At 43.1% G+C, this 21922-nt stretch carries 22 protein-coding genes, 11 tRNA genes and 1 rRNA gene; 14 read left to right on the top strand and 20 right to left on the bottom strand.

Annotation, left to right across the window (positions count from 1 at the left end; translation table 11 throughout):
• Window positions 1-10 precede the first annotated feature (10 nt).
• Window positions 11-421, bottom strand: a complete 411-nt coding sequence (locus QMG11_RS14895; RefSeq protein WP_281837057.1) for a hypothetical protein — start codon at window positions 419-421, stop codon at window positions 11-13.
• Window positions 422-577: 156 nt separating this feature from the next.
• Between QMG11_RS14895 and QMG11_RS14890 the strand changes: the two genes are divergently transcribed.
• The 5 genes from QMG11_RS14890 (at window position 578) to QMG11_RS14870 (ending at window position 4158) form a co-directional block, all read left to right on the top strand.
• Complete coding sequence (locus QMG11_RS14890; protein WP_281837056.1) at window positions 578-1921, top strand: MATE family efflux transporter; 1344 nt, start codon at window positions 578-580, stop codon at window positions 1919-1921.
• Window positions 1922-2010: 89 nt separating this feature from the next.
• Window positions 2011-2457, top strand: a complete 447-nt coding sequence (locus QMG11_RS14885) for a Smr/MutS family protein (RefSeq protein WP_281837055.1) — start codon at window positions 2011-2013, stop codon at window positions 2455-2457.
• A gap of 15 nt (window positions 2458-2472) precedes the next feature.
• A complete protein-coding gene (locus QMG11_RS14880) occupies window positions 2473-3210 on the top strand; it encodes a YaaA family protein (RefSeq protein WP_281837053.1) in 738 nt (245 codons plus the stop codon).
• A 12-nt stretch (window positions 3211-3222) separates the two neighbouring features.
• A complete protein-coding gene (locus QMG11_RS14875; protein WP_281837051.1) occupies window positions 3223-3651 on the top strand; it encodes a GNAT family N-acetyltransferase in 429 nt (142 codons plus the stop codon).
• Entirely contained in the window at window positions 3652-4158 is a 507-nt protein-coding gene (locus QMG11_RS14870) for a hypothetical protein (RefSeq protein WP_281837050.1), read from the top strand.
• A 108-nt stretch (window positions 4159-4266) separates the two neighbouring features.
• Here QMG11_RS14870 and QMG11_RS14865 read toward each other — a convergent pair whose 3' ends face one another.
• The 14 genes from QMG11_RS14865 to QMG11_RS14800 all read right to left on the bottom strand — a co-directional run bounded on the left by QMG11_RS14865 (window position 4267) and on the right by QMG11_RS14800 (window position 9393).
• Entirely contained in the window at window positions 4267-5184 is a 918-nt protein-coding gene (locus QMG11_RS14865; protein WP_281837048.1) for a DMT family transporter, read from the bottom strand.
• 268 nt (window positions 5185-5452) lie between these two features.
• Window positions 5453-5529 (bottom strand) — tRNA-Asp (locus QMG11_RS14860).
• A 7-nt stretch (window positions 5530-5536) separates the two neighbouring features.
• Window positions 5537-5612: transfer RNA gene (locus QMG11_RS14855), tRNA-Val, on the bottom strand.
• Window positions 5613-5630: 18 nt separating this feature from the next.
• Window positions 5631-5706: transfer RNA gene (locus QMG11_RS14850), tRNA-Phe, on the bottom strand.
• A gap of 4 nt (window positions 5707-5710) precedes the next feature.
• Window positions 5711-5796, bottom strand: a tRNA-Ser gene (locus tag QMG11_RS14845).
• A gap of 6 nt (window positions 5797-5802) precedes the next feature.
• Window positions 5803-5877, bottom strand: a tRNA-Glu gene (locus QMG11_RS14840).
• Window positions 5878-5884: 7 nt separating this feature from the next.
• Window positions 5885-5961 (bottom strand) — tRNA-Ile (locus QMG11_RS14835).
• Between the two features lie 26 nt (window positions 5962-5987).
• Window positions 5988-6064 (bottom strand) — tRNA-Arg (locus QMG11_RS14830).
• Between the two features lie 14 nt (window positions 6065-6078).
• Window positions 6079-6154 (bottom strand) — tRNA-Lys (locus tag QMG11_RS14825).
• A gap of 3 nt (window positions 6155-6157) precedes the next feature.
• Window positions 6158-6233, bottom strand: a tRNA-Gly gene (locus QMG11_RS14820).
• Window positions 6234-6244: 11 nt separating this feature from the next.
• Window positions 6245-6320 (bottom strand) — tRNA-Met (locus QMG11_RS14815).
• Between the two features lie 37 nt (window positions 6321-6357).
• Window positions 6358-6445 (bottom strand) — tRNA-Leu (locus QMG11_RS14810).
• Between the two features lie 94 nt (window positions 6446-6539).
• Entirely contained in the window at window positions 6540-7253 is a 714-nt protein-coding gene (locus tag QMG11_RS14805) for a PD-(D/E)XK nuclease family protein (RefSeq protein ID WP_281837045.1), read from the bottom strand.
• Window positions 7228-9393, bottom strand: a complete 2166-nt coding sequence (locus QMG11_RS14800) for a UvrD-helicase domain-containing protein (protein WP_281837043.1) — start codon at window positions 9391-9393, stop codon at window positions 7228-7230. Before QMG11_RS14800 ends, QMG11_RS14805 begins: the two co-directional genes overlap by 26 nt.
• Before the next feature lie 218 nt (window positions 9394-9611).
• Between QMG11_RS14800 and QMG11_RS14795 the strand changes: the two genes are divergently transcribed.
• The 3 genes from QMG11_RS14795 to QMG11_RS14785 are packed head-to-tail and all read left to right on the top strand — an operon-like array spanning window position 9612 to window position 11928.
• Complete coding sequence (locus QMG11_RS14795; protein WP_281837041.1) at window positions 9612-10391, top strand: transporter substrate-binding domain-containing protein; 780 nt, start codon at window positions 9612-9614, stop codon at window positions 10389-10391.
• A 15-nt stretch (window positions 10392-10406) separates the two neighbouring features.
• Window positions 10407-11207: an amino acid ABC transporter permease gene (locus QMG11_RS14790; protein ID WP_281837040.1), complete on the top strand. Its 801-nt coding sequence runs from the start codon at window positions 10407-10409 to the stop codon at window positions 11205-11207.
• On the top strand, window positions 11197-11928 hold the full coding sequence (locus tag QMG11_RS14785) for an amino acid ABC transporter ATP-binding protein (protein WP_281837039.1): 732 nt from the start codon (window positions 11197-11199) through the stop codon (window positions 11926-11928). The genes QMG11_RS14790 and QMG11_RS14785 overlap by 11 nt, the downstream gene beginning before the upstream one ends.
• Window positions 11929-12139: 211 nt before the next feature.
• On the opposite strand, the gene QMG11_RS14780 is transcribed toward QMG11_RS14785, so the two are convergent.
• The 4 genes from QMG11_RS14780 to QMG11_RS14765 form a co-directional block, all read right to left on the bottom strand.
• Entirely contained in the window at window positions 12140-12337 is a 198-nt protein-coding gene (locus QMG11_RS14780; RefSeq protein ID WP_281837037.1) for a hypothetical protein, read from the bottom strand.
• Window positions 12338-12421: 84 nt separating this feature from the next.
• The gene (locus QMG11_RS14775; protein ID WP_281837035.1) at window positions 12422-13378 is read right to left on the bottom strand and encodes a permease; all 957 of its coding nucleotides are present in this window, start codon (window positions 13376-13378) and stop codon (window positions 12422-12424) included.
• Between the two features lie 221 nt (window positions 13379-13599).
• On the bottom strand, window positions 13600-14139 hold the full coding sequence (locus QMG11_RS14770; protein ID WP_281837034.1) for a sigma-70 family RNA polymerase sigma factor: 540 nt from the start codon (window positions 14137-14139) through the stop codon (window positions 13600-13602).
• Window positions 14140-14147: 8 nt separating this feature from the next.
• Complete coding sequence (locus QMG11_RS14765; protein WP_281837033.1) at window positions 14148-14459, bottom strand: GIY-YIG nuclease family protein; 312 nt, start codon at window positions 14457-14459, stop codon at window positions 14148-14150.
• 128 nt (window positions 14460-14587) lie between these two features.
• On the opposite strand from QMG11_RS14765, the gene pdhA reads away from it, so the two are divergent.
• From pdhA to QMG11_RS14735, 6 genes are all read left to right on the top strand, one after another.
• The gene (gene pdhA / locus QMG11_RS14760; protein WP_281837030.1) at window positions 14588-15673 is read left to right on the top strand and encodes a pyruvate dehydrogenase (acetyl-transferring) E1 component subunit alpha; all 1086 of its coding nucleotides are present in this window, start codon (window positions 14588-14590) and stop codon (window positions 15671-15673) included.
• Window positions 15673-16650, top strand: a complete 978-nt coding sequence (locus tag QMG11_RS14755; protein WP_281837028.1) for an alpha-ketoacid dehydrogenase subunit beta — start codon at window positions 15673-15675, stop codon at window positions 16648-16650. The genes pdhA and QMG11_RS14755 overlap by 1 nt, the downstream gene beginning before the upstream one ends.
• A 12-nt stretch (window positions 16651-16662) precedes the next feature.
• The gene (locus QMG11_RS14750; RefSeq protein ID WP_281837026.1) at window positions 16663-17961 is read left to right on the top strand and encodes a dihydrolipoamide acetyltransferase family protein; all 1299 of its coding nucleotides are present in this window, start codon (window positions 16663-16665) and stop codon (window positions 17959-17961) included.
• Window positions 17962-17974: 13 nt separating this feature from the next.
• A complete protein-coding gene (gene lpdA, locus QMG11_RS14745; RefSeq protein WP_281837025.1) occupies window positions 17975-19351 on the top strand; it encodes a dihydrolipoyl dehydrogenase in 1377 nt (458 codons plus the stop codon).
• A gap of 131 nt (window positions 19352-19482) precedes the next feature.
• Window positions 19483-20817, top strand: coding sequence for a DUF1576 domain-containing protein (locus QMG11_RS14740; protein ID WP_281837023.1), 1335 nt, complete (start codon window positions 19483-19485; stop codon window positions 20815-20817).
• Window positions 20818-20906: 89 nt separating this feature from the next.
• Complete coding sequence (locus QMG11_RS14735) at window positions 20907-21689, top strand: hypothetical protein (RefSeq protein ID WP_281837020.1); 783 nt, start codon at window positions 20907-20909, stop codon at window positions 21687-21689.
• 115 nt (window positions 21690-21804) lie between these two features.
• On the opposite strand, the gene rrf is transcribed toward QMG11_RS14735, so the two are convergent.
• Window positions 21805-21921: ribosomal RNA gene (rrf, locus tag QMG11_RS14730) — 5S ribosomal RNA — on the bottom strand.
• Window position 21922: the final 1 nt, after the last annotated feature.

Genomic DNA, 21922 nt, shown 5'->3' with positions numbered 1-21922 from the left:
TGATCCCCCTTTAAAGAATAGCCTCTAGCTCCCACATAAGCTGTTCCTTCATCTCTTCAAATCCCTCTATATTCTGAAGCTTTACATTCTTACCAAATAGCTTGATCTCTATATCTCCTATCTTAAGTTCAAGTATCCTCTTCTCCAGTTTCTTAGAGTGGATCAGGGCTCTCTTTTCTACCTCTCCATTGATCTCCACAAGAAGCATTCCTCTTCTGAAACCTACCATCTTAGCTCCTGCTACCTTCTCCATTATAGCCTGCTCAGCCTTTCTTTCCTTTCTCGCTTCAGCGTTGGCTCTCTTGTTCTCGGCCCTTCTTCTTCTCATCTTGTCCTCTTCAAATCTCTTGGACTTCTTTACCTTCTTATCCTTATCCCACTTAGTTCCCTTTGGTTTACTTTTATTTACACCCTTTTTCATACTTCCTCCTATAATCAGCTTATTAAAAGTATATTATACTTTAAAAATCAATTTTCTTCAATTTAAAGTTTACAGGAGCTCTTTAATGATTTTTTTATTAGACTTCCTATAAGAATAGGTTATAATGTCTGAATATTATTTTAAAAAGGAGAAATCATGAATCAACGTTTAGGAAGGGAGCCCATAGGTAAGCTCCTTATTGAATTTTCTATACCTGCCATCATAGGCTCCCTCATTGTTATGCTTTACTCGGTTATAGACCGTATCTTTATAGGTCAGAGGCTTGGAGCCATGGCCCTTGCAGGAGTTACCCTTACCTTTCCCTTTTCCCAGATAGCTGTATCTCTAGGAGGCCTCATAGGTATAGGAGGAAGTACCCTGGTGGCCATAAAGCTCGGAGAGGGTAAAAAGGAGGAGTGTGCAAGGATCACAGGTAACCAGATCAGTCTTTTTCTCATTGTATGTACCCTAATAACCATTACCCAGGAGTTCTTTCTGGTTGAGATCCTGAGCCTTATGGGCGGTGAGGGGGAAACCCTCTCCTATGCTGTGAGCTACGGAAGGATCTTTATCCCTGTAATCTTCTTCCAGTGCTTCACCTATGGTTTAAACGGGGTAGTGAGGGCTCAGGGCTTCCCAAAGTACGCCATGACCACATCGGCAATAGGGGCTATCCTGAATATCATTCTGGACTACCTCTTCCTCTTTCCCCTAAATATGGGGGTCTTTGGAGCAGGGCTTGCCACCTTCATCTCCTCAGGGATAGCTGCCGTCTTTAACCTGAGGTTCTTCCTCTCTGGAAGATATCCTATGACCATAAGGCTCCCCCACCTGAGACTGAGAAGGTCCATCGTTCTGTCCATAGTAAAGTTGGGAGCTTCAGCGGGACTTATCCAGTTTTCCAATGCTGTGGTTATGGGAATGTACAACTCCCAGCTAAACAGGTTCGCCGGATCCGATGCCATTGCAGCCTACGGTATCTTTATGACAGTTCACTCTCTCATTATAATGGTGGTTATGGGTATCGCCCAGGGGGGAATGCAGCCCATCATCGGTTACAATTTAGGGTCTAAAAACTACTCCAGGGTAAGGGAGGCAATAAAGCTTACCCTAATCTACGGTGTGCTTCTGTCGGCCCTTCTCATGGCCATAGTTCAGCTCTTCCCCACTCCCATTCTGAGGATCTTTGTGGATGAACCCTCTACAATAGACATAGGAGTCATCGCTATGAGGTTTGGATTTTCAGTGGTTCCCCTCATGATATGCTCCATAATCATCTCAGGGGTATACCAGGCTCTGGGAGAAGCTAAGACAGCCTTTATCTTTAACTTTCTGAGAAAGATTGTAATTATAATTCCTGCTGTGATAATCCTCCCCCAGCTCATGGGGATCAACGGTATATGGTTCAGCAGACCCCTCTCAGACACTGTAGCCTGCTTTATTATGGTTATCTACCTTCAGAAAACCATGAGGGATCTGAAGATCAAGGATAGTAATTAAGAGAGGTTATCCTCTCTTTTTTATTTGCCAATCCTCTGCACCACATATATAATAGTAGGAAGATATCTTTGCTTTATAAGGAGGAAGCTATGGTCATCGATCTTCACGAGATGAACAGGAATGAAGCTATTCGTTTTTTCATAGATAAATACAATGAAGCTTTCAGGGGTGGATACAGGGAAGAGATAACTGTAATCCACGGATATGGATCCAGCGGAAGGGGAGGAGTAATTAAGAAGGAGCTCAGGGAATTCCTCGACAGCCACAGGGGATACCTCACCTACACAGTGGCCACAAATCCCGGATCCACTCTGGTTACCCCCCTAAAGGCAATAAATGAAATGCAGGATATGATCTCCATGGAGGTCCTGGAGTTCTGCAGGATCAGCCCCAAAACCATGGATAAGATCAAGGGAAACTTCTTTAAAAAATATAAGAACAACGAGATAAATGCCTGTGTTAAAAGGCTTGTAAAACAGGGTTATCTCACCGTTAACCTGAAAAAAAATGGTGAAGTTTACCAGACTAAAAAATAAAAAAGGAGGGACCAGATGATTGTAATACTGTCACCCAGTAAAACTATGGATATGACCGGTTCTGTAGAGCTTCCACACAACAACTTCTCTGAAAAAACCATGTTTTTACTGGAAAAGTTAAAAACTTTTTCCCCGGAAGATTTGTCTAAAACTATGAAGGTCAAGGGAAAAACCCTGGAATCTGTGGTGGATATCTACGCCAACTTCCATACCTCCGGCTATAAAAAAGCCATTGAAGCTTATACTGGAGCTGTGTTTAAGGGGATGAAGGTTAAGGAGTACTCCCAGGAGGAGAGAACCTTTTTAGATGAACACTTTATAGTTCTTTCAGCCCTCTATGGAGTTCTTCCAGCTGATTCCCTCGTAAGGGAGTACAGACTGGATATGACTGTAAAGGTTTTAGAGGAGGAAACTCTCTATGCCTACTGGAAGGAGGAGGTAAATAATACCCTCACAGAGTTAATGAAGGCTAAGGGAGAGAACCTCCTGATCAACCTTGCATCCACTGAGTTTTCAAAGCTTATAGACAGAAAAACCTTCCCCTATGAGATCATAGATATCGATTTCAAGGAGGAGAGGGACGGAAAGTTTAAGGCTGTCAGCACCTATGCCAAGAAAGCCAGGGGAGTTATGGGTAGGTATATAGTCAAAAATAAGATCTCCCAAGGGAAGGACCTGAAGGAGTTCAAGGAGGAGGGTTATTCCTTTAACCAGGAGCTTTCCACCGATAAAAAATACATATTTACAAGATAGGAAGGAGTTGCAATGTTTAAAAGAGAGATTGGAAAGGGAGGGCTTATGCTTATGACCTCCTTGAGGATAAGAGAGGATGTCTTCCACTATGAACAGGGGGTAGATAAGTCTCTCATGACCGATGAGAAAGATAAGGAAGCCTACCACTGTATCGTTTCAGATTTTGGTATGCCCATAGGCACCGGAAGACTCTACGAGGATGAAAGCGGATACCACATAGGGAGAGTAGCCGTTAATAAGGATTATAGAGGTAAGGGACTGGGAAAGGATATCGTTACAGGACTTATGGATAAAGCCTGGGAAGTAGGGGCAGAAAGGATCTCCGTTCACGCCCAGGAGAGTGTTATCCCATTCTACGAGAGCTTAGGCTTTACAGGTAAGGGAGATATCTTTATGGAAGCCGGTATTCCCCACCTGGAGATGGAGGTAGTTAAGAAGTAGATGAAGAAAATAATAGTTTTATTTTTGTGTATGTACACATTGACCTTTTCCATTGTGGACTTTCCAAACCTCAGGTGGAATGATAAGGTCTTTGACATAATGTTTTCCTATCCTGGAGTTCACGAGGAGAAATCCTTCCAGGAGGGAGTAGAGGTATATGTATTAGATAACCCTAAAGATTCTGTAGCTTCCTACAACTTCCACCTTATAGATGGAAGTCTCTACAAGATAGAGATCATCTTCGACAATGAGAAGATAGATACCACAAGTAAAATAAGAGACATCTATGATACCCTTGTTTCAAAGATGGGAGAGCCACTATATGCAGAACCTATAAAGAGGGATCTTGTTACTACTAAGCTCACTGGAAACTCTCAGGTATTCAGACCAGACAGGGAAACTATGGTCTTCTTTAAGGGAGTAGATACCCTGGATGAGGATGGTAATATGATCGATAGTAAACTTATCATCGAATACAGAAATATAGCTAACCTGAATATTCCATAAAAAGGAGCGTGACGCTCCACCCTTGATGATCTTATGAAATGTTTTTTTGGAGTCAATCTATAATTCTGTACTTTTTATTAAAAAAAGTCCTGCCGAAAGGCAGGACTTTTATGCTTCTTTGAGCTTCTTTACTCTTTTATTATTGATGGTATACATAACAAGGCTTGTAAATACCAGTGCCATTCCCACTAAGATGATAGGAGTAGGACTCTCCTCTGGAAGCATTATCCAGCTGATTATTGCTCCCAACACAGGTATCAAGAACTTCCACATATTCAGTTCCGACACCTTGATCCCGGGAATCTGAATGGCCATAAACCACATGGAGAAAGCTGCTGCTGATACCATTGCCAGCCATATAAGGCTCAGGTAAAACTCTCCTGGCAGATTCAGGGAGTAGCTCCCCTCAAAGATCCTTCCAGCCAAAAGAAGAATTAAACCTCCCCATAACATCTGGTTGGATGTAAGGAATCTACTGTCTATTCCCCCCTTCATCTCAGCCACCTTTATATTGGCGTAGCTGGTAAGGGCCGAGTTGGTAAGGAGGAGGATTATCCCGAAGATCTCCCTTCTTCCCACAGCTGTAACTGGCTTACTGGTTGTCATTATAACCACTATCCCTACCATTCCAAGAAGGATACTCATAAGCTTCCCCTTGTCCAACCTGTCATCCTCCATGAGGAAGTGGGTCATCAAAGCTGTAATAAGAGGGCCGGTCCCTATTATTATAGAGGCCGTGGCTCCTGCTACATATCTCATTGCTGTATAGTAGAGAGCATATCCTATGGCAGTATTCAGAAGCACCACATAGGTTATCAGCTTCCTGTGATGGGCTAGAAGCTGCAGAGTGTTTCTTCTCCAGCAAAATGGAATCAAAATCAATCCTGCCAGGGTAAATCTCAAACCTGCAAAGGTAAGGGGGGCAGGCAGATGCCTGAATCCTATCTTGACTCCTGCAAAGGCTGTAGACCAGAGAAAGCATGAAAGTACTCCCATCAACATCCCATGAATCTTTTTAAATTTCATAGCCCTACATGCCTCCTTTAAAATAAATAATTTAATTTCTTATGAACTCTATCTTTTTCAAGCTTTCTAATTTCATATGTATATCCCCAGAAGTCAAAGGCTTTTATCTGATCAGTAAAACTCTCTGTAAGCTGTCCATCCCTCCTAAGTATAAACAGAAGCATTACCAGAGCTTTTCACTTCTTCAATATCTTCATTTTACTATCCTTCTCCTTTTGAATTCCTACAAAAAAATAAAAAAAAAGAACCTAACGGTCCAAGTTAATAATGGCGGGAGTGACGAGATTCGAACTCGCGACATCCTGCGTGACAGGCAGGCACTCTAACCAACTGAGCTACACCCCCATTATTATGGTGGTCACAACTGGACTTGAACCAGTGACCCCCTGCTTGTAAGGCAGGTGCTCTCCCAACTGAGCTATGCGACCATGTTATAAAGTTTTAAATGGTGCCCAGACGCGGATTTGAACCACGGACACGGGGATTTTCAGTCCCCTGCTCTACCGACTGAGCTATCTGGGCATCATGGCGGAGGATGAGAGACTCGAACTCTCATGGCTTTAACACCGCCGGTTTTCAAGACCGGTGCCTTACCAATTAGACTAATCCTCCAAGAATTGGTACCCCGTAGGAGAATTGAACTCCTGTCTACAGAGTGAAAATCTGGTATCCTAACCACTGGACGAACGGGGCAAAAAAATGGTGGATCTAGTTGGATTTGAACCAACGACCACTCGGTTATGAGCCGAGTGCTCTGACCACCTGAGCTATAGATCCATATTTTTGCAACTATTAAGTTTAAATGGCGAGCCTGAAGGGATTCGAACCCCTGACCCACGCCTTAGAAGGGCGTTGCTCTATCCAGCTGAGCTACAGGCTCATTTATAAAATGAGTGGTGCGTCACACAGGGATCGAACCTGTGACAACTCGATTAAAAGTCGAGTGCTCTACCAACTGAGCTAGTGACGCATATGGAGCGGGAAACGAGGGTCGAACTCGCGACATTCAGCTTGGAAGGCTGACGCTCTACCAACTGAGCTATTCCCGCATGTTTGTTTTTGGTGGCGGGGGCAGGACTCGAACCTGCGACCTTCGGGTTATGAGCCCGACGAGCTGCCAACTGCTCTACCCCGCGACACTTGTGTTGGTGATATTAAGTTCAAAAGTTGAAATGGTGCCTAGGGCCGGAATCGAACCGGCACGGTATCAGATACCGAGGGATTTTAAGTCCCTTGCGTCTACCTATTCCGCCACCCAGGCTTATATTCAGCTTTTTACGCTTCAGAAGTTTTTTTCGTCCCCCTGAAGACAAGAATAATAATATCATAGAAGCCAACACTCGTCAACACTTTTTTTAGCTTTTCCAGCAAATTTTTTCAAACTCACACACCCTGCAATGACTAACCCTTTGTTTCTCAAGGCCTTCAAAGGAAAAGCTTTCTATTTTTTCCATGATTTTTTTTATGTATTTTTTGTTCTCCTCATGCTTTTTTTCATCATACTTTATAGTAATATTGCTGTCTAGGTTCTCAGTCTGGTAGTAAACCATTTCTATATTTTTTATCCTTCTGGCATTCTCCAGGATAAGATTGTAGTTTTCCCATAAAAGAAATAAATATATCCTCGTCTGGAGGTTTTCTGCCACATCCTTCTCCTCCAGCCTTCTCCTGTTTGTCTTAAAATCCACAATCTGAAGTTTATTCTGGGGTTTTACCAGGATAAGGTCATACCTTCCAAGGAGCCTCACTCCCTCCTCATTATACCTTATCTCAAATTCAGGATAGTATCTCCACCCCTCCCTCAGGGGATAGGTTTTCTTTAGGTTTTCCAGGTCCTCTAGGAGCTTCTCATCTCCCACCTCCCCTATCATCTCCTCCATCCCCATATAATACCTCTCAGCAATGAGGTGAAACTCATTTCCTCTCCTAAAACTTTCTCTTATCTCATCATCCTCCGACCAGTAGAGCCCCTGAAAATACCTCAGCTTAAACTTGTAGGGACAAGCTTCAAAGGTAGCCAGGGAACTCTGGGTGTAGAGAAAGTTACTCTCCCTTCTTATATCCTTCATATATCTCCCTCTCCGATTCTATAAAATCTCTAATCCTTCTAAAGTAGTAGTTATCGTGACCTTCATTGCAGCTCAATATGAGGTATTCTCTCGCCCTTGTTATCCCTACATAGATGAGCCTGGTACACTCTGCTATCCTTTCGCTCTTTCTCTTTATGGAGATGTTTTCATATTCCCTGCTTATAAACTCCCTCCTGAACTCCCCCTCCATATAGTCTCTGGGGTATTCATATTCCTTCTTCAGGTAGTTCTGCCTTCCGTAATCATTATCTGAAAGGTATGCCGGGAAGGAGTTGGAGTTTACATTGAAGAGCCACACCATATCCCACTCCATCCCTTTGCTCTTATGGTAGGTAGTAAGGGTTATATTATACCTTTCCTCGATCTTCTCCTCGGTCTCCTCCTCCACACTCTTAGCCAGGTAGGTGAACTCACTGGCCCTGGTCTTCTTAAGCTCTCCGGCCAGGTCATAGATACTCCAACGGGGGTTGAGCTTAAATATCCTTCTCAGATCCCCGCTCACCTTCTCTATCAGCAGCTGCTGTTCAGCTGTGAAGTTAAATATCTCTCCGGAAAAGAGAAGAAGCCTCTCCAGGGAGTTTTGTGGAAACTCCAGAAGTATCTTCATCCTTCTGATATTTTTAGATATCTCCTCCCAGTGCTCATTATTTTTCATCTCCTCCGATATGTTGAGCTCATCCTGTGAAAAGAAGAGTTTCTCCATGGAGATTCCCTCCAGGTATCTCATGAGCTTGGAATCCCTCTCAGGATCCAGCTCCACCAGGTGGGCAAGGATTCCTACAAGTTTTCTTCCATCGTAGGGTCTCGAGAGAAACAGGAGAAGATCTCCCAGGAAATCCAGGGTCTCTACCAGCCTCTCAGATATATCAGCCAGGATCTGAAACTTCATTCCCTTCTTCTTAAAGAGCTTGGCTGCATTTTCTATCTGATAATTCTTGGGGAATAGTATTGCCACCCTCTTCTCAGGATATTTCTTGCTGAATGCATCTATAAATGCAGCCATCTTATTCATCTCTCTATACTCGGTATCCTCAGAGATAGCCTTTATTCCATAGACATCCATCTGAGGGTTGGGAGGATAGTCCCCTGCAGCCACAGGGGATATCTTCTGGTTAGCAAGAGCTGTCCTGGCTACCTTGAGAGGATGATTCTTCCTGGTATCCTCTACAAAAAAGTTAGCCAGATTGCATATCTCCCGGCTGCTTCTTCCAGCTGTAAACATGGGCGCTGTTGGATGTGCTTTCAGATAGTCTGAAAATAGCTGGGGGCTGGAGTTTGTAAAGGTTGCCAGGATGCTCTGATTCAGGTCTCCCACTCTTACAAAGTTCCCATTGGTTATTAGCTTCAGAATCTTATTCTGTATCCTGTTGCTGTCCTGAGCTTCATCCTCCAGTATATATCTATACTTCTTCCTGTATCTTTCAGCTACCTCCTTATTCTCCTTGAGGAGTCTGTAGGCCAGGTAGAGAAGATCATCATAATCCAGGTATCCTCCCTTTTTACACAGCTTGTCGTATCTGGAATAGAGGTCTCCTCCCACCCTGAGGATGCTCTCCCTCCTGTATTTTTTAGTTATGGAGTAGAGCCTCTCTGGGGAGATATCTTCATTCTTACACTTGGATACCAGCTTCAGGGTCATCTGAACAAGCTCATCACTCCACCTCTTATAGTTTCTTTCATTTTTCTCATTTACATCCAGGAAGAACTCAAAATCCTTCTGCTTCTCCTTCTTGTAGGCGTTTACAGCCAGGGACATGAGGTAGTACATGTTGGCCTGGGTTAGGTTGCTGTAGTCGTTGGCCAGTCCCGTTCTCTCCTGGTTCTCCCTCAATATCTCACTGGTAAGCTTATGGATGGTGATAACCCTTATCCTCTTTAGATATTGGGCCCCCTCCTCTCCCAGTACCTCTCTTATTCTTTCCTTAAAGTTTATAACTGAAGAGTTCATATATGTAAGGATCAGGATCTCCTCCCCCTCCTGAAGCTCCTCTCTGGCGAGCTTGGCTACCAGGTGGCTCAGGATGAAGGTCTTTCCTGCTCCTGGCACTGCTGGGATTCCCATATATCCCCTTGTGTATCCCATTATCTTTCTCTGATCTTCTCTGAATCTTACCTTCATAAACTCTCCCTCCAATTTCTTCCTATGGTTATTATACTTCCTCTAAAAACCTCTGCGCCACCCTTTTATTTAAAAATCTTCATAAAGGAAGTTTAGGTAATTGGAGTATTAACTATATGGCCGGACTATATTTTATGCTGATTCCACAGCCATTGACTAGTCCAGAATAATATAGTATATTGTTTACTAAATTAATAAAAAATAGGAGGAGTGTTTAGATGAAGAAGTTGTTAATCTTTTTAATTGTTTTAAGTATTTCCCTGGTATCCTACGCAGAGACGAAACCATTTATAGTTGGAATGGAGCTTGAGTATCCCCCATTTGAAACCATCGATGAAAATGGAAATCCCACTGGAGCAAGTGTTGCCATTGCAGAAGCTCTGGGTAAGAAACTTGGGAGAGAGGTAGTAATCGAGAATACCTCCTATCCGGGACTTATTCCTGCTCTCTACTCGGGAAAGATCGATGCTATAATCTCCTCTATGACCATCAATGAGGAGAGAGCCAGAAGGGTGGACTTCTCCGATCCATATACTACAGCACAACTTGTTATGCTGGCTCACAAGGATTCAGAGGTAATGTCCCCTGCTGATCTTAACAATCCAAAGGTTGTTATTGCCAACAAAACTGGTACTATTGGAGCTCTATGGGCTAGGACCTATGCTCCTAAAGCAAGGGTAAGAAACTTCGATAAGGAGAGTCAGGGAGTGCTGGATGTTGCCCAGGGAAAATCAGATGTCATCATCTATGACCCCCTTGCAGTTGCAAGGTACCACGCAAAGTATCCCGATACAACCAGAACTATCATGGAGCCTCTGCCAAATGTAAATGGATGGGGAATCGCCATCAGAAAGGGACAGCCTGAACTCCTTGAAAAGATAAATCAGTTTATTGCTGAAGCAAAGGTGGACGGTACCTTTGACAGGATTAGAGATACATACTTAAAAGAAAAGGCTGAAGAATTTGAAAAGGAAACTGGACTTAAATTCTTCTTCTAAGAGAAGGAGCTGCATATGGACGTAAATACTCAAGATAAAAACAATATTTTCTTTAAGCTTTTTATAGACAGAAATATTTTTTCCCTGGCCTTAAATGCGATTATAGTGGTGGGAATCTTTGGAGGGATCTTCTCCTTTACTGCTAAGAGGTTTGAAAACTACATGGTTGACTGGGGAGTGGTGATAGAATTTTTACCCAGGGTCTTAGAGGGCTTTAAAACAACCCTTATTCTAAGTCTCTTCTCCCTCTTTCTAAGTATGTTTATTGGTCTCATTATCTATCTGGGAAAGGTCTCCAATATCCTCTTTGTGAGATTTTTTTCAACGGTATACTCAGAGATAATTATTGGTACTCCCCTGCTGGTGCAGGTTATCATTATCTACTACTTTATCGGAACAGCCTTTAGGATAGAAAATAGATACTTTATGGGAGTACTCATCCTGTCGGTCTTCTCAGGAGCCTTTGTTTCAGAGATATTTAAAGCCGGTATCGACAGCATCGACAGGACCCAGTGGGAAGCTGCTACCAGTCTTGGTTTTAATAAGTTTCAGAAATATTACTATATAATACTTCCACAGGTTTTTAGGAGAATCCTTCCCCCCCTTGCAGGGCAGCTGGCTCTTCTTGTAAAAAGTTCATCTCTTCTTTCAGTCATTGCTGTAGTTGAGTTTACAAAGGTTATGCAGGAGATAGATTCCATAACCTTTGCAACAGTGGAAAATTATTGTGTGTTAGCTGTAGGTTATCTGCTCCTTACATATCCTATCTCACACTTCTCAACATATCTAGAAAGGAAGATGGCTTATGGAAATTAGTATACAAAACCTTACAAAGAGCTTTGGAGAACAGGTTGTCCTGAATAACCTCAACCTGGAGCTTGCGGATATTCACTCCCTGGCTATAATCGGTCCCTCGGGCGGGGGTAAATCCACCCTTCTGAGAATCCTGGCAGGACTTGAGATCCCCCAGGAGGGTAAGATTACCATAAACTCCGAACCACTTAACTTTGACTACAAGAGTCTCCAGAGCTACAGGAAGGGAATAGGTGTTGTCTTTCAGGCCTTCAACCTCTTCCCCCACCTTACAGCTCTTCAGAACATAACCCTGCCCCTGGAGAAGGTCCATGGACTCTCCCTCAAGGAAGCTGGAGCAAGGGCTTCCGAGCTCCTTGACAGGTTCCAGTTAGGAGAGCATATGCATAAAAGGCCTCACCAGCTTTCTGGAGGTCAGCAGCAGAGGGTTGCCATAGTTAGAGCCATTGCTCTTCAGGCAAAGTTCATGCTTCTAGATGAGCCTACCTCGGCTCTGGATCCAATCCTTACATCGGAGGTGCTGGATTCCATCAAGGAGCTAAAGGAGGAGAAGAAGGACCTCATCCTTGTTACCCATGAGATGGGGTTTGCAAGGAATGTAGCTGATCACCTTATCTTTGTGGATAAGGGAACCATCATCGAGCAGGGACACCCAAAGGAGCTCTTTGAAAATCCACAGTCCGAGGAACTTAAATCCTTTCTGGGAAAAACTCTAAAGTATTAACCCTACCCTCTCAAGAGATTGAGGGGGTATTTATTTTCCCTTCAATTGACATCTTCTCCCCATTTCCCCTATACTCTTAATAAAGTTATGGAGGTTTCTATGAATAAGTTTATCTTCTTTTTTATGCTGATACTGGGGCTACTGTTTTCAATCTACATCCTAGGCCTTATCGCCGGATAAAAAAAAGCTCCCCTTTGGGAGCTTTTTTATCCTATCCACAACAGGAACTCTTCCTATTCTTAGCCTTGCCTATCTCTGCATCCAGATTAAAGTCACAGCCTGAGCTCTTCTTTTCCTCCTTTTTATCTTGAGTATTAACCTTGGCTATCTCATCCTCTAGGTTAAAGGTGCAGCAGCCTCCTCCCCTTCTCTTCTCCTCTTTTTGAAAAAACTTTTTTAATAACGACATGTTCTCCTCCTCTGTATTTATATTAAAAACGATAATTTCTTAATTAAACTTCGATCTTACTTCTAATTTTCAACTTTCCTTACATTATACAATTGCATTAAAGAGGTAGCCTACCCCTACTATTCCCACTGCCACTATTCCCACAAACACTCCTATTAGCTGAGGTTTTATAACCTTCTTCAGAAGGAGCATCTCTGGAAGGGAAAGAGCCACAGCAGCCATCATAAATGACATGGTAGTACCAACTCCCACTCCCTTTGCTATGAGGGCTTCAGCTATTGGAATGATCCCTGCTGCATCTGTATAGAGAGGAATTCCCAGAAGGGTTGCTGCTGGCACTGCAAGGATATTTCCCTTACCTCCATACCTACTCAATAGATCTGTTGGTGCCCATCCGTGTATGAATGCTCCTATACCAATACCCACAACTATATATGGAAGCAGTTTTTTTACGATATCCACAGACTCCCTCCATGCATAGGAAAACCTTTCTCTTCCCCTATATACAGGCTCTGCCTTCCCCTCTATATGCATCTTAAATACATACTCCTCTATATACCTCTCCATCTTCAGCTTGCCTATGAGAAGTCCTCCCACCACTCCAATTACCACTCCTGAAACAGCATAGATTACCGCTATCTTCCATCCGAATATAGTCATAAGGATTACAAAGGCTGCTTCATTGACGATGGGAGATGTTATTAGGAAGGAGAACACTACCCCAGTGGGGATTCCTGCCTCTATAAATCCTATAAAGATAGGTACACTTGAGCATGAACAAAATGGTGTCACTATCCCCAGGAGAGATGCCATCAAATTGGACTTTGGTCCCTCGTGATTTTCAATAAACCTCTTTATCTTCTCTATGGAGATAAAGGTTCTTATAACTGAGATAATATATATCCCTACTCCCAACAGGATTATTATGGTGCTGGCTGCATGGAAGAAGTACCATACCACCTCTCCCGCTCTGCTTTCCAGGGATAAACCAAAAACATTTTCCACTAACTTTGCCCAGAGGGCATCCAAACTCTTAAACATATCTTCCTCCTTTAAATCTTTTCATCTACACCTACATAGAGTCCAAACTTCAAAAAAGGTTGCACTTTTTTATAAATTTTTTAAAGCAAATAAAAAGCAACGTGACGTTGCATCCTGATAATCGGCTGAAACAATCACTACTTCAGGACTTTTTTATAAGTTCTATACTTTCCTTAACACTAAAAAAACAGACCCCTTAGAGCCTGTTTTTCCTAGTTTAATTACTTTTTATTTTTTTCATAGTTGAGAACATTTCCAAACCTGTCCAGCTGAAAGGTACAGCACTCATCCAGAAGCTTCCTCAGCCTCTCCCTTCCCCTCTTGAGCTTTGATTTTGAGGTATTTTCATTCATCCCCAAAAGGTTTCCCAGCTCCCTGTGAGTGAGGTTCTCAAACTCATGAAGCCTTATAACCTCCCTGTAGTCCTCTGGAAGGTCCTCCATAAACCTCTTCATACTCACAATTATCTCATCGTTGAGGTTGTCTTCCTCCTCCTCTGTGAGGTGATAGTTTTCCTCAAACTCAACTCCCTTGATCTTGTAACACCTCTTGTAGCAGTTATTTATGGTGTTACGGGTTATCTGATAGATCCAGGAGACCATCTTCTCCTCGTCCCTGAGGGAACCTATATTTTCATGGAGTTTAATATAAACCTCCTGAAGGATATCCTCTGCATCCTCCATGTTCTTTATCCTCTTTCTTATAAAGAGCAGCAGGTGTTCATTTAGCTCCTCCCACTTCTCCAGCAACTTCCTCTCCACTGTGCCTCCTAATCCTTGCTTATCTCAATATCTATATCCAGCTTCTCAAAAACCCTCTCCACAAAGAGGTTGGCCTCTCCTATAAATCTCTCCTTAGTTTTTCTGGGGTTTTTCTTCAGAAAATACTCCACCCTGCTGGCTGCTGACCTTCCCTGGGTCTGCCACACCCTCTCTATCCTCACAGGCTTTCTGCTCCTGGTGTACTTGGCCCCCGTCCCAGCCAGGTGCTTCTCATATCTGGCCCTGTAGTCCCTGGCTATACCGGTGTAGAGGGTGTCTCCCTCACACCTCAATATATATATATAATAGATATCCTTCATTCCTTCACCTCGTAAATAAATCTTACCCTTCCTCTGGAAAAAAATCAACATTTTCGAGGAAAAAAATAAGGAATTACCTCCTTTTGGGGTATATGCTAGATAGCCTAAATATTCAAAGGAGGGAAGAGATGCTAACCGATATATATAACCCGCTAAAGGGCGAGATGTTTCAGGTAATGGATAAGTCAGGAAAGATTGTGAATAGAGAGTATATGCCCTCTATCCCAGATGAAACCCTTATAAAGATGTACAGGACTATGCTCCTGTCGAGAATACAGGATGAAAAGTCCCTGAAGTACCAGAGACAGGGAAGGATGCTTACCTTTGCACCGTCTCTGGGGCAGGAAGGGCTTCAGGTGGCCACAGTAGCTGCCACAGAGAAAAAGGACTGGATCTCCTCAGCCTTCAGGGAAAATGCTGCCTGGTTGTGGAAGGGGCAAACCATGGAAAATATCTTCCTCTACTGGTGTGGAAATGAGGAGGGGTCCCGTATTCCAGAGGGAGTGAACCTCCTTCCAGTAGCTGTTCCCATCGGTTCCCAGTTTAACCATGCCACAGGACTTGGAATGTCCATCCAGTACAAGGGAGAGGACGCAGTGGTCCTTGCCTACATCGGAGACGGGGGAACATCCGAGGGAGAGTTCTACGAGGGAATAAACTATGCCGGTGCCTTTAACACTCCAAATGTCTTTATAATTCAGAATAACCAGTTTGCCATCAGTACTCCAACATCTGCCCAGACAAAGGCTAAAACCCTGGCACAGAAAGGAATAGCTGCAGGGATCCCTTGTATACAGGTAGATGGAAACGATATCTTTGCTACCTATGCTGCCACAAAGGAAGCTGTGGAGAGAGCCAGGAGGGGAGAGGGTCCTACCCTTATCGAAGCTGTCACCTACAGGATAGGTCCCCATACCACTGCTGATGACCCTACAATCTACAGGGAGGAATCCTACCACCAGGAGATGCTCACCACAGATCCCCTTATCAGAACAAAAGCTTATCTAATAGAGAATAACCTTTGGAGCGAGGAGGAGGAGGAGAGAGCAAGAAAGGAGTTCGACCTCCTTGTGGAGGAAACCTTTAAGAGGGTTGAATCCATTGGAAAGATGGAACTCAGGGAGATCTTTAAATATACCTATGCTGAGATGACTCCCCAGCTGAAGGAGCAGTATGAGGAGTACAAGAAGTATATGGAAGGGGGGAGTAAGTAATGGCTGTTGTTAACAATATAGAGGCTCTTAATATAGGATTGACCCAGGCTATGGAGAGGGATGACACTATCCTTGTCTTTGGAGAGGACAGCGGATTTGAGGGTGGAGTTTTCAGAGCTACAAAGGGACTCCAGGAGAAGTTTGGTAAGAAGAGATGTTTCGATACTCCTCTTACTGAAGCTGGAATCGTAGGTTCAGGGATAGGAATGGCTATAAACGGCCTTAAGCCCGTGGCAGAGATTCAGTTCCAGGGATTTATCTTTCCCGCCATCAACCAGATAATGGTTCATGCTGCCAGGATGCGTAACAGAAGCCGTGGAAGGTATACAGTGCCCATGGTTATAAGAATGCCATATGGAGGGGGAATCAGAGCCCTAGAGCACCACTCAGAGAGTATAGAGGGAGTCCTTGCCCATATCCCCGGATTAAAGGTAGTCATCCCTTCAAATCCCTACGATACAAAGGGACTTATCGTTGCTGCCATAAATGATCCCGATCCGGTGATATTTTTAGAACCTAAGAGGATCTACAGAGCCTTTAAGCAGGAGATCCCAGATGAGATCTATGAAGTTCCAATCGGTAAGGCAAGGGTTGTAACCGAGGGGGATGATATCACTGTAGTGGCATGGGGAGCTCTTATTCCCGAGGCAATTAAAGCTGTGGAGATACTCAAGGAGAAGGGAATCGGGGTGGATCTAATCGACCTGAGAACTATCGCCCCTATGGATACCGAAACCATTATAGAATCTGTAAAGAAGACCGGAAGGTTTCTTGTGGTCCACGAAGCTGTAAAATCCTTTGGTCCCGGAGCAGAGCTCATATCAGTGGTCAATGAAAAGGCCTTCCTGAACCTTGAGGCACCGCCTTCAAGACTTACTGGATTTGACATTACAGTTCCTTTGGCTAAGGGAGAGCATCACTTTATAATTACACCGGAGCAGATTGTAGATAAGGTTGAAGAACTGTTGAACTTCTAGGAGGGATAGATTATGTTTGAATTTAAGTTTGCCGATATAGGAGAGGGAATACACGAGGGAAAACTCCTTGAATGGCTGGTAAAGGAGGGGGACCTCATCGAAAACGGAGATTCCCTCTTTCTTGTGGAAACCGATAAGGTAAATGCTGAGATCCCCTCTCCCCTGGCAGGAAGGATAACCGGCCTTAAGGCCAGTGTAGGGGACACCATAAAGGTGGGGGATGTTGTAGTTGTTATAGATGACGGCGCCGGAAAGATCTCTGAGGTAAGGAAGAGGTCCGAAGGGGAACTGGAGGTAGAGGAGCTTGTAGGTGTTGAGGAAAAGGGAGCGGGAGTGGTTGGAGAGATAACCGTCTCCAACGATGTCATTCCCAGCTTTCATGAGCCACAGGCTGTTCCAGCTTCTAAGAAGAAGAAAAAGGTCCTTGCCACTCCAGTTGCCAGAAAGATGGCCAAGGATCTGGGAGTAGATATTACCCAGGTGGAGGGAAGCGGAACCAATGGAAGGGTTATGAAGGAGGATATAAAGAAGTTTTATGCCTCTAAACAGCCTAAGAAGAGCCTGGCTGTTACCCATCCTACACCGGAACCTACGGAGTTTAAGTTTGACGGCCCAGTGGAGGAGATGGAGCTTTCCTCTGTAAGAAAGATTATCTCCGATGCCATGACCCAATCAAAGCAAAATATTCCCCATGCCGTTATGATGGATGAATTTGATGTAACGGACCTTGTTGCCTTCAGGAGGGAAGCCAAGGAGTCTGCTGAGATCAAGGGAATTAAGCTTTCATACCTTCCCTTTATCATAAAGGCTCTCTCCATCGCCCTGAAGGAGTACCCTATATTTAACTCGGTATATGACAAGGCCAACGAGAAGATAATCTACAAGAAGTACTACAATATAGGAATCGCCACCGATACAGACAGGGGACTTCTTGTTCCTGTGGTAAAGGGGATAGATCACTTGAGTATCCTAGATGTAGCCCATGAGATGAATAAACTCATAGAGGAAGCCAGAGACCATACCATCTCCTTAGACAAGCTTCATGGAGGAACCTTCTCTATAACCAACTATGGGGCTATAGGTTCCCTCTTTGGGACCCCTATAATTAAGTATCCCGAGGTTGCCATCCTGGGAATTGGGAAGATAGTTAGAAAGCCTGTCTTCGGAGATAATGGTGAAATTGTTGCCAGGCACTTTATGCCTGTTTCCCTTGGAATAGACCATAGGATAATAGATGGAGCCGATGCCGGCAGATTTGCCAACAGGTTAAAGGAACTTCTCTCCAGTCCAAAGCTGTTACTTATGAGTTAGGAGGTTACTGCATATGAATTACGATATAATAGTTTTAGGAAGCGGACCTGGAGGATATGTGGCAGCCATAAAGGCAGCTCAGCTGGGAGGCAAGGTTGCCATTGTGGAGAAGGATAACTTTGGAGGGGTCTGCCTCAACTGGGGGTGTATTCCCACCAAAACCCTCCTTAAAAATGCCAAGGTCTACCAATATATCCTAAACTCCTCCAAGTATGGAGTGGATATCCCAGACCTCTCTGCCGTTACCCTCAACTGGGAAAATATGCTCTCCAGAAAGGAAAAGGTAGTGGAGAAGCTCACATCTGGAGTGGAGTACCTTCTCAAAAAGAATGGTGTAGATATCTACAGGGGATTTGGTACGGTTATAGATAAAAATAGTGTAGAGGTCGAAGGCGAGGTTATCAAGTGTGAAAACCTCATCCTTTCCACTGGCTCCACCCCTCGAATTCCTGAGATTCCAGGAATAAAGGAGGGCTTGGCAAGTAACTTTGTGGTTACCAGTAGGGAAGCCCTGGAGCTGCCCTCCATCCCAAAGGAACTGGTTATCCTTGGAGGAGGAGTTATAGGTGTGGAGTTTGCTACCCTCTACAGCTCCCTTGGAACAAGGGTTACCATAGTACAGAATATCGACAAGATTCTGGAGTTTATGGATCACGATGTAGTTGCTGAGATGGAGGAAATTCTTAAAAAGTCAGATGTTGAGATCCTCTACAACTCCTCTATCATAAAGGTAGATGGGAAAGAGATAACAGTTAAGGGAAAGGAGGGAAGAAGAACCCTTACTCCAGACCATCTCCTTGTAAGTATAGGAAGATATGCAAACTTAAAGGGGCTGGAAAACCTCTCTCTGAAAACCTATAGAAGGGGGGTTGTAACCAACAATAAGATGGAGACCAATGTCCCTGGAGTTTATGCTATAGGTGACCTAAATGGAGTATTTAACCTGGCCCACGTAGCTTCTGCTGAGGGGATCGTGGCTGTGGAGAATATCCTAAAGAAGAAGGATATGACCATCAACTACAACAAGGTTCCAAACTGTATCTACTCCTCTCCTGAGATGGCTGCTGCTGGTTACAATGAAGCAGATGCCCGAAAGAAATTTACCAAGGTTATCGTTTCCAAGTTTCCCCTTTCAGCTAATGGTAAGGCCTTAGCCGAGGGAGAGAATACCGGGTTTATCAAGATAATTGCTGAAGGAGAGTATGGGGAAATAGTGGGAGTGCACATCATAGCTCCCACAGCTACAGATATGATCTCGGAGATCGTTACAACCATGGAGCTTGAGGGAACTATTCATGACCTGGCCAAGGTTATCCACCCCCATCCATCCCTTTCAGAGATTGTTATGGAGGCTGCCCACGGAGCTGTACACAAACCTATCCATATGTAGGAGATTAAAAAACCTGAGTGGTGTTCACTACTCAGGTTTTTATTTCTTTACTCACCTGTCCCTCCCATGTTTAATTGACTTTTTTTGTAATTAATAATAAAATACCTAATATTAACTGTTTAGGAGGTTTAATGGATAATTTTAATAATGGGCGTCTCTTAAAGGCCAAAAAATTAACCCTTACCTTGATTATGTTCGTTGTGGTGATATTTACATATCTATCCATTGGGGAGAACGAAAACATTATCAATGGTTTAGTAAAAATTGTTACATCTCCAGCTGTACTTATTACAGATTTCCTTGTAATAGGAGGACTGGCTGCTACCTTTATCAATGCAACTCTCATATGTCTCTTCAACTTTATGTTGGTTAAACTTCTGAGAGTTAAGATTACAGGTCTTGTACTGGCTGCATTTTTTACCGTTTATGGATTTTCATTCTTTGGAAAAAACATGATCAACATCCTCCCTATCTATATAGGGGGAATATTATACAGTAAGTATGAGCACATCAACTTCAGGGAGATACTTCCCACTATCATGTTTACCAGTGCCCTTGCACCATTTATAAGTGAAGTTGCATTCAGAGTAGAGGCAAATGAGTTTTCATATATCAATGCCATAGCACTGGGAACTGTCATAGGATTTGTAGCTACACCTTTAGCTAAAAAGATGGCTGGATTCCACGAAGGCTTCAACCTCTACAACCTTGGATTTACCGGAGGTATACTGGGAGCTGTTATCACCTCCATCCTTAAGGCATACCACTTTACTGTAACTCCACAGAAGCTTATCTCCATAGAGTATGATATGGATATAAAGATCATATGCTCCTCTGTGTTCCTGCTTCTCATAATTATAGGATGGTATGTCAACGGAAACTCCTTTAAAGGCTACAAGGAGCTAATCGCCGATTCAGGTCATAAAGCCGACTATGTAGCTAAGTATGGTTACGGACTTACCTATATCAATATGGGAATCATCGGTTTTGTTGCCACAGGATTTGTTGTTGCTCTAGGAGAAACATTAAACGGTCCCCTTCTTGCTGGTATTCTAACTGTAGTAGGATTTGGTGCCTTCGGTAAACACTTTAGAAATATTACCCCCATCCTTCTGGGAGTTTATCTTGCAAGTTTAGGAACTACAAGCGACGGCTTTGTTATCGCCCTTTCAGCTCTATTTGGAACTTCTCTGGCTCCTATTTCAGGTGTCTATGGAGTCTTCTGGGGAACTGTTGCAGGCTGGCTTCACTTTGCTGTAGTAAGAAACATAGGTGTGGTGCATGGTGGACTTAACCTGTATAATAACGGATTCTCTGCAGGTATCGTTGCAGGAGTCATGCTTCCTATAATCAGAACATTTAAGGAGCACAAGGATCAGAGGACACAGAAGTACTACCTTAAGAAAAAGGAACTCTATACTATGATGATGAGGGAACAGGATAAAAAAGATAGTCTCATAGATTAATTTATTAAAAGGAAGGCCTAGAGCTTTCCTTTTTTATTTGAAATAATGTATACTATCATTAATAAAAGAAATTTTAAGGGGGTATTTTAGTGAATTTTATAAAGAAATTATTTAATAGAGATCACAAAGAGAAAATTAAGAAGGAGGTGGAAGTAGAGGAGGAGAGAGAATGTTTTTGTCCCAAGGTAGATCCCTTCTCCCACTGTATAATCAATCCCTACTTCAAATCCAACGAAGATTTTTCAAAGGTCTTTTCAGAATTTGAAACCAGAATGGGAAGCCTTCAGAGATATTTTGAGATGAATAACCTCAATATAAAATATTACTTAGAGACTTCCAAGGATATTTTAAAGAAAAGTAAGAGAAAGGGAGAGACTCCTGAAGAGGACCTGAAGAAGTACGATAGATGTCACTTTGCAGATGTTGATTATTTTTATGAGATGCACTACCTTTCTATTCTTCTCATTATATTTACCATGTTTGAAAACCTTTTAAGTAACCTGGTAAAGGATCTCTCCTATATCAACAAGGTAAACTTAAGCAGCAACACCCAGAAGGAACTTCCTTATATAAATAAGTATATTCTTTTTCTGAAGAATAAGTGTCACCTGGATATAAAACTTAGCCAAAAGCAGTGGCACAGTATCAATACTGTAAGAAAGGTTAGAAACAACTATCTTCATAACTTAGATACCGATATCCCAGATGACCTTCAGAAGGAACTATTAAAGATTATTACTCCTAAGAACAATAATAAGGTTACAATAAACGAAGAGTTCCTCGACATGTGCTTCACTCTCTTTGGGGATATTGCAGCTCAACTAGAAAAAGCCTACTGGGATTATAAGAGAAGTACATTTAAGATTAAATAAAGATGTCTGCCTAAGGATTTGGGCAGCTTTTTTTATTTTCTTCTCTTTATTATTGACCGTATACACAAAAAGAACCCTTCCACAGTTAAGTAAAAAGGCTCTTTAAATAAAAAAAACTTGGCAAGTTCCTATCCTCCCAGGGGGCTGCCCCCCAAGTACTTTCAGCGTTTACGGGCTTAACTTCTGGGTTCGATATGTGACCAGGTGTACCTCCGTAGCTATTCTCACCAAGC

It is taken from the genome of Propionigenium maris DSM 9537 (assembly GCF_027925155.1).
GTDB classification, from domain to species: domain Bacteria; phylum Fusobacteriota; class Fusobacteriia; order Fusobacteriales; family Fusobacteriaceae; genus Propionigenium; species Propionigenium maris.
This window is presented reverse-complemented; position numbering and strand designations above follow the sequence as displayed.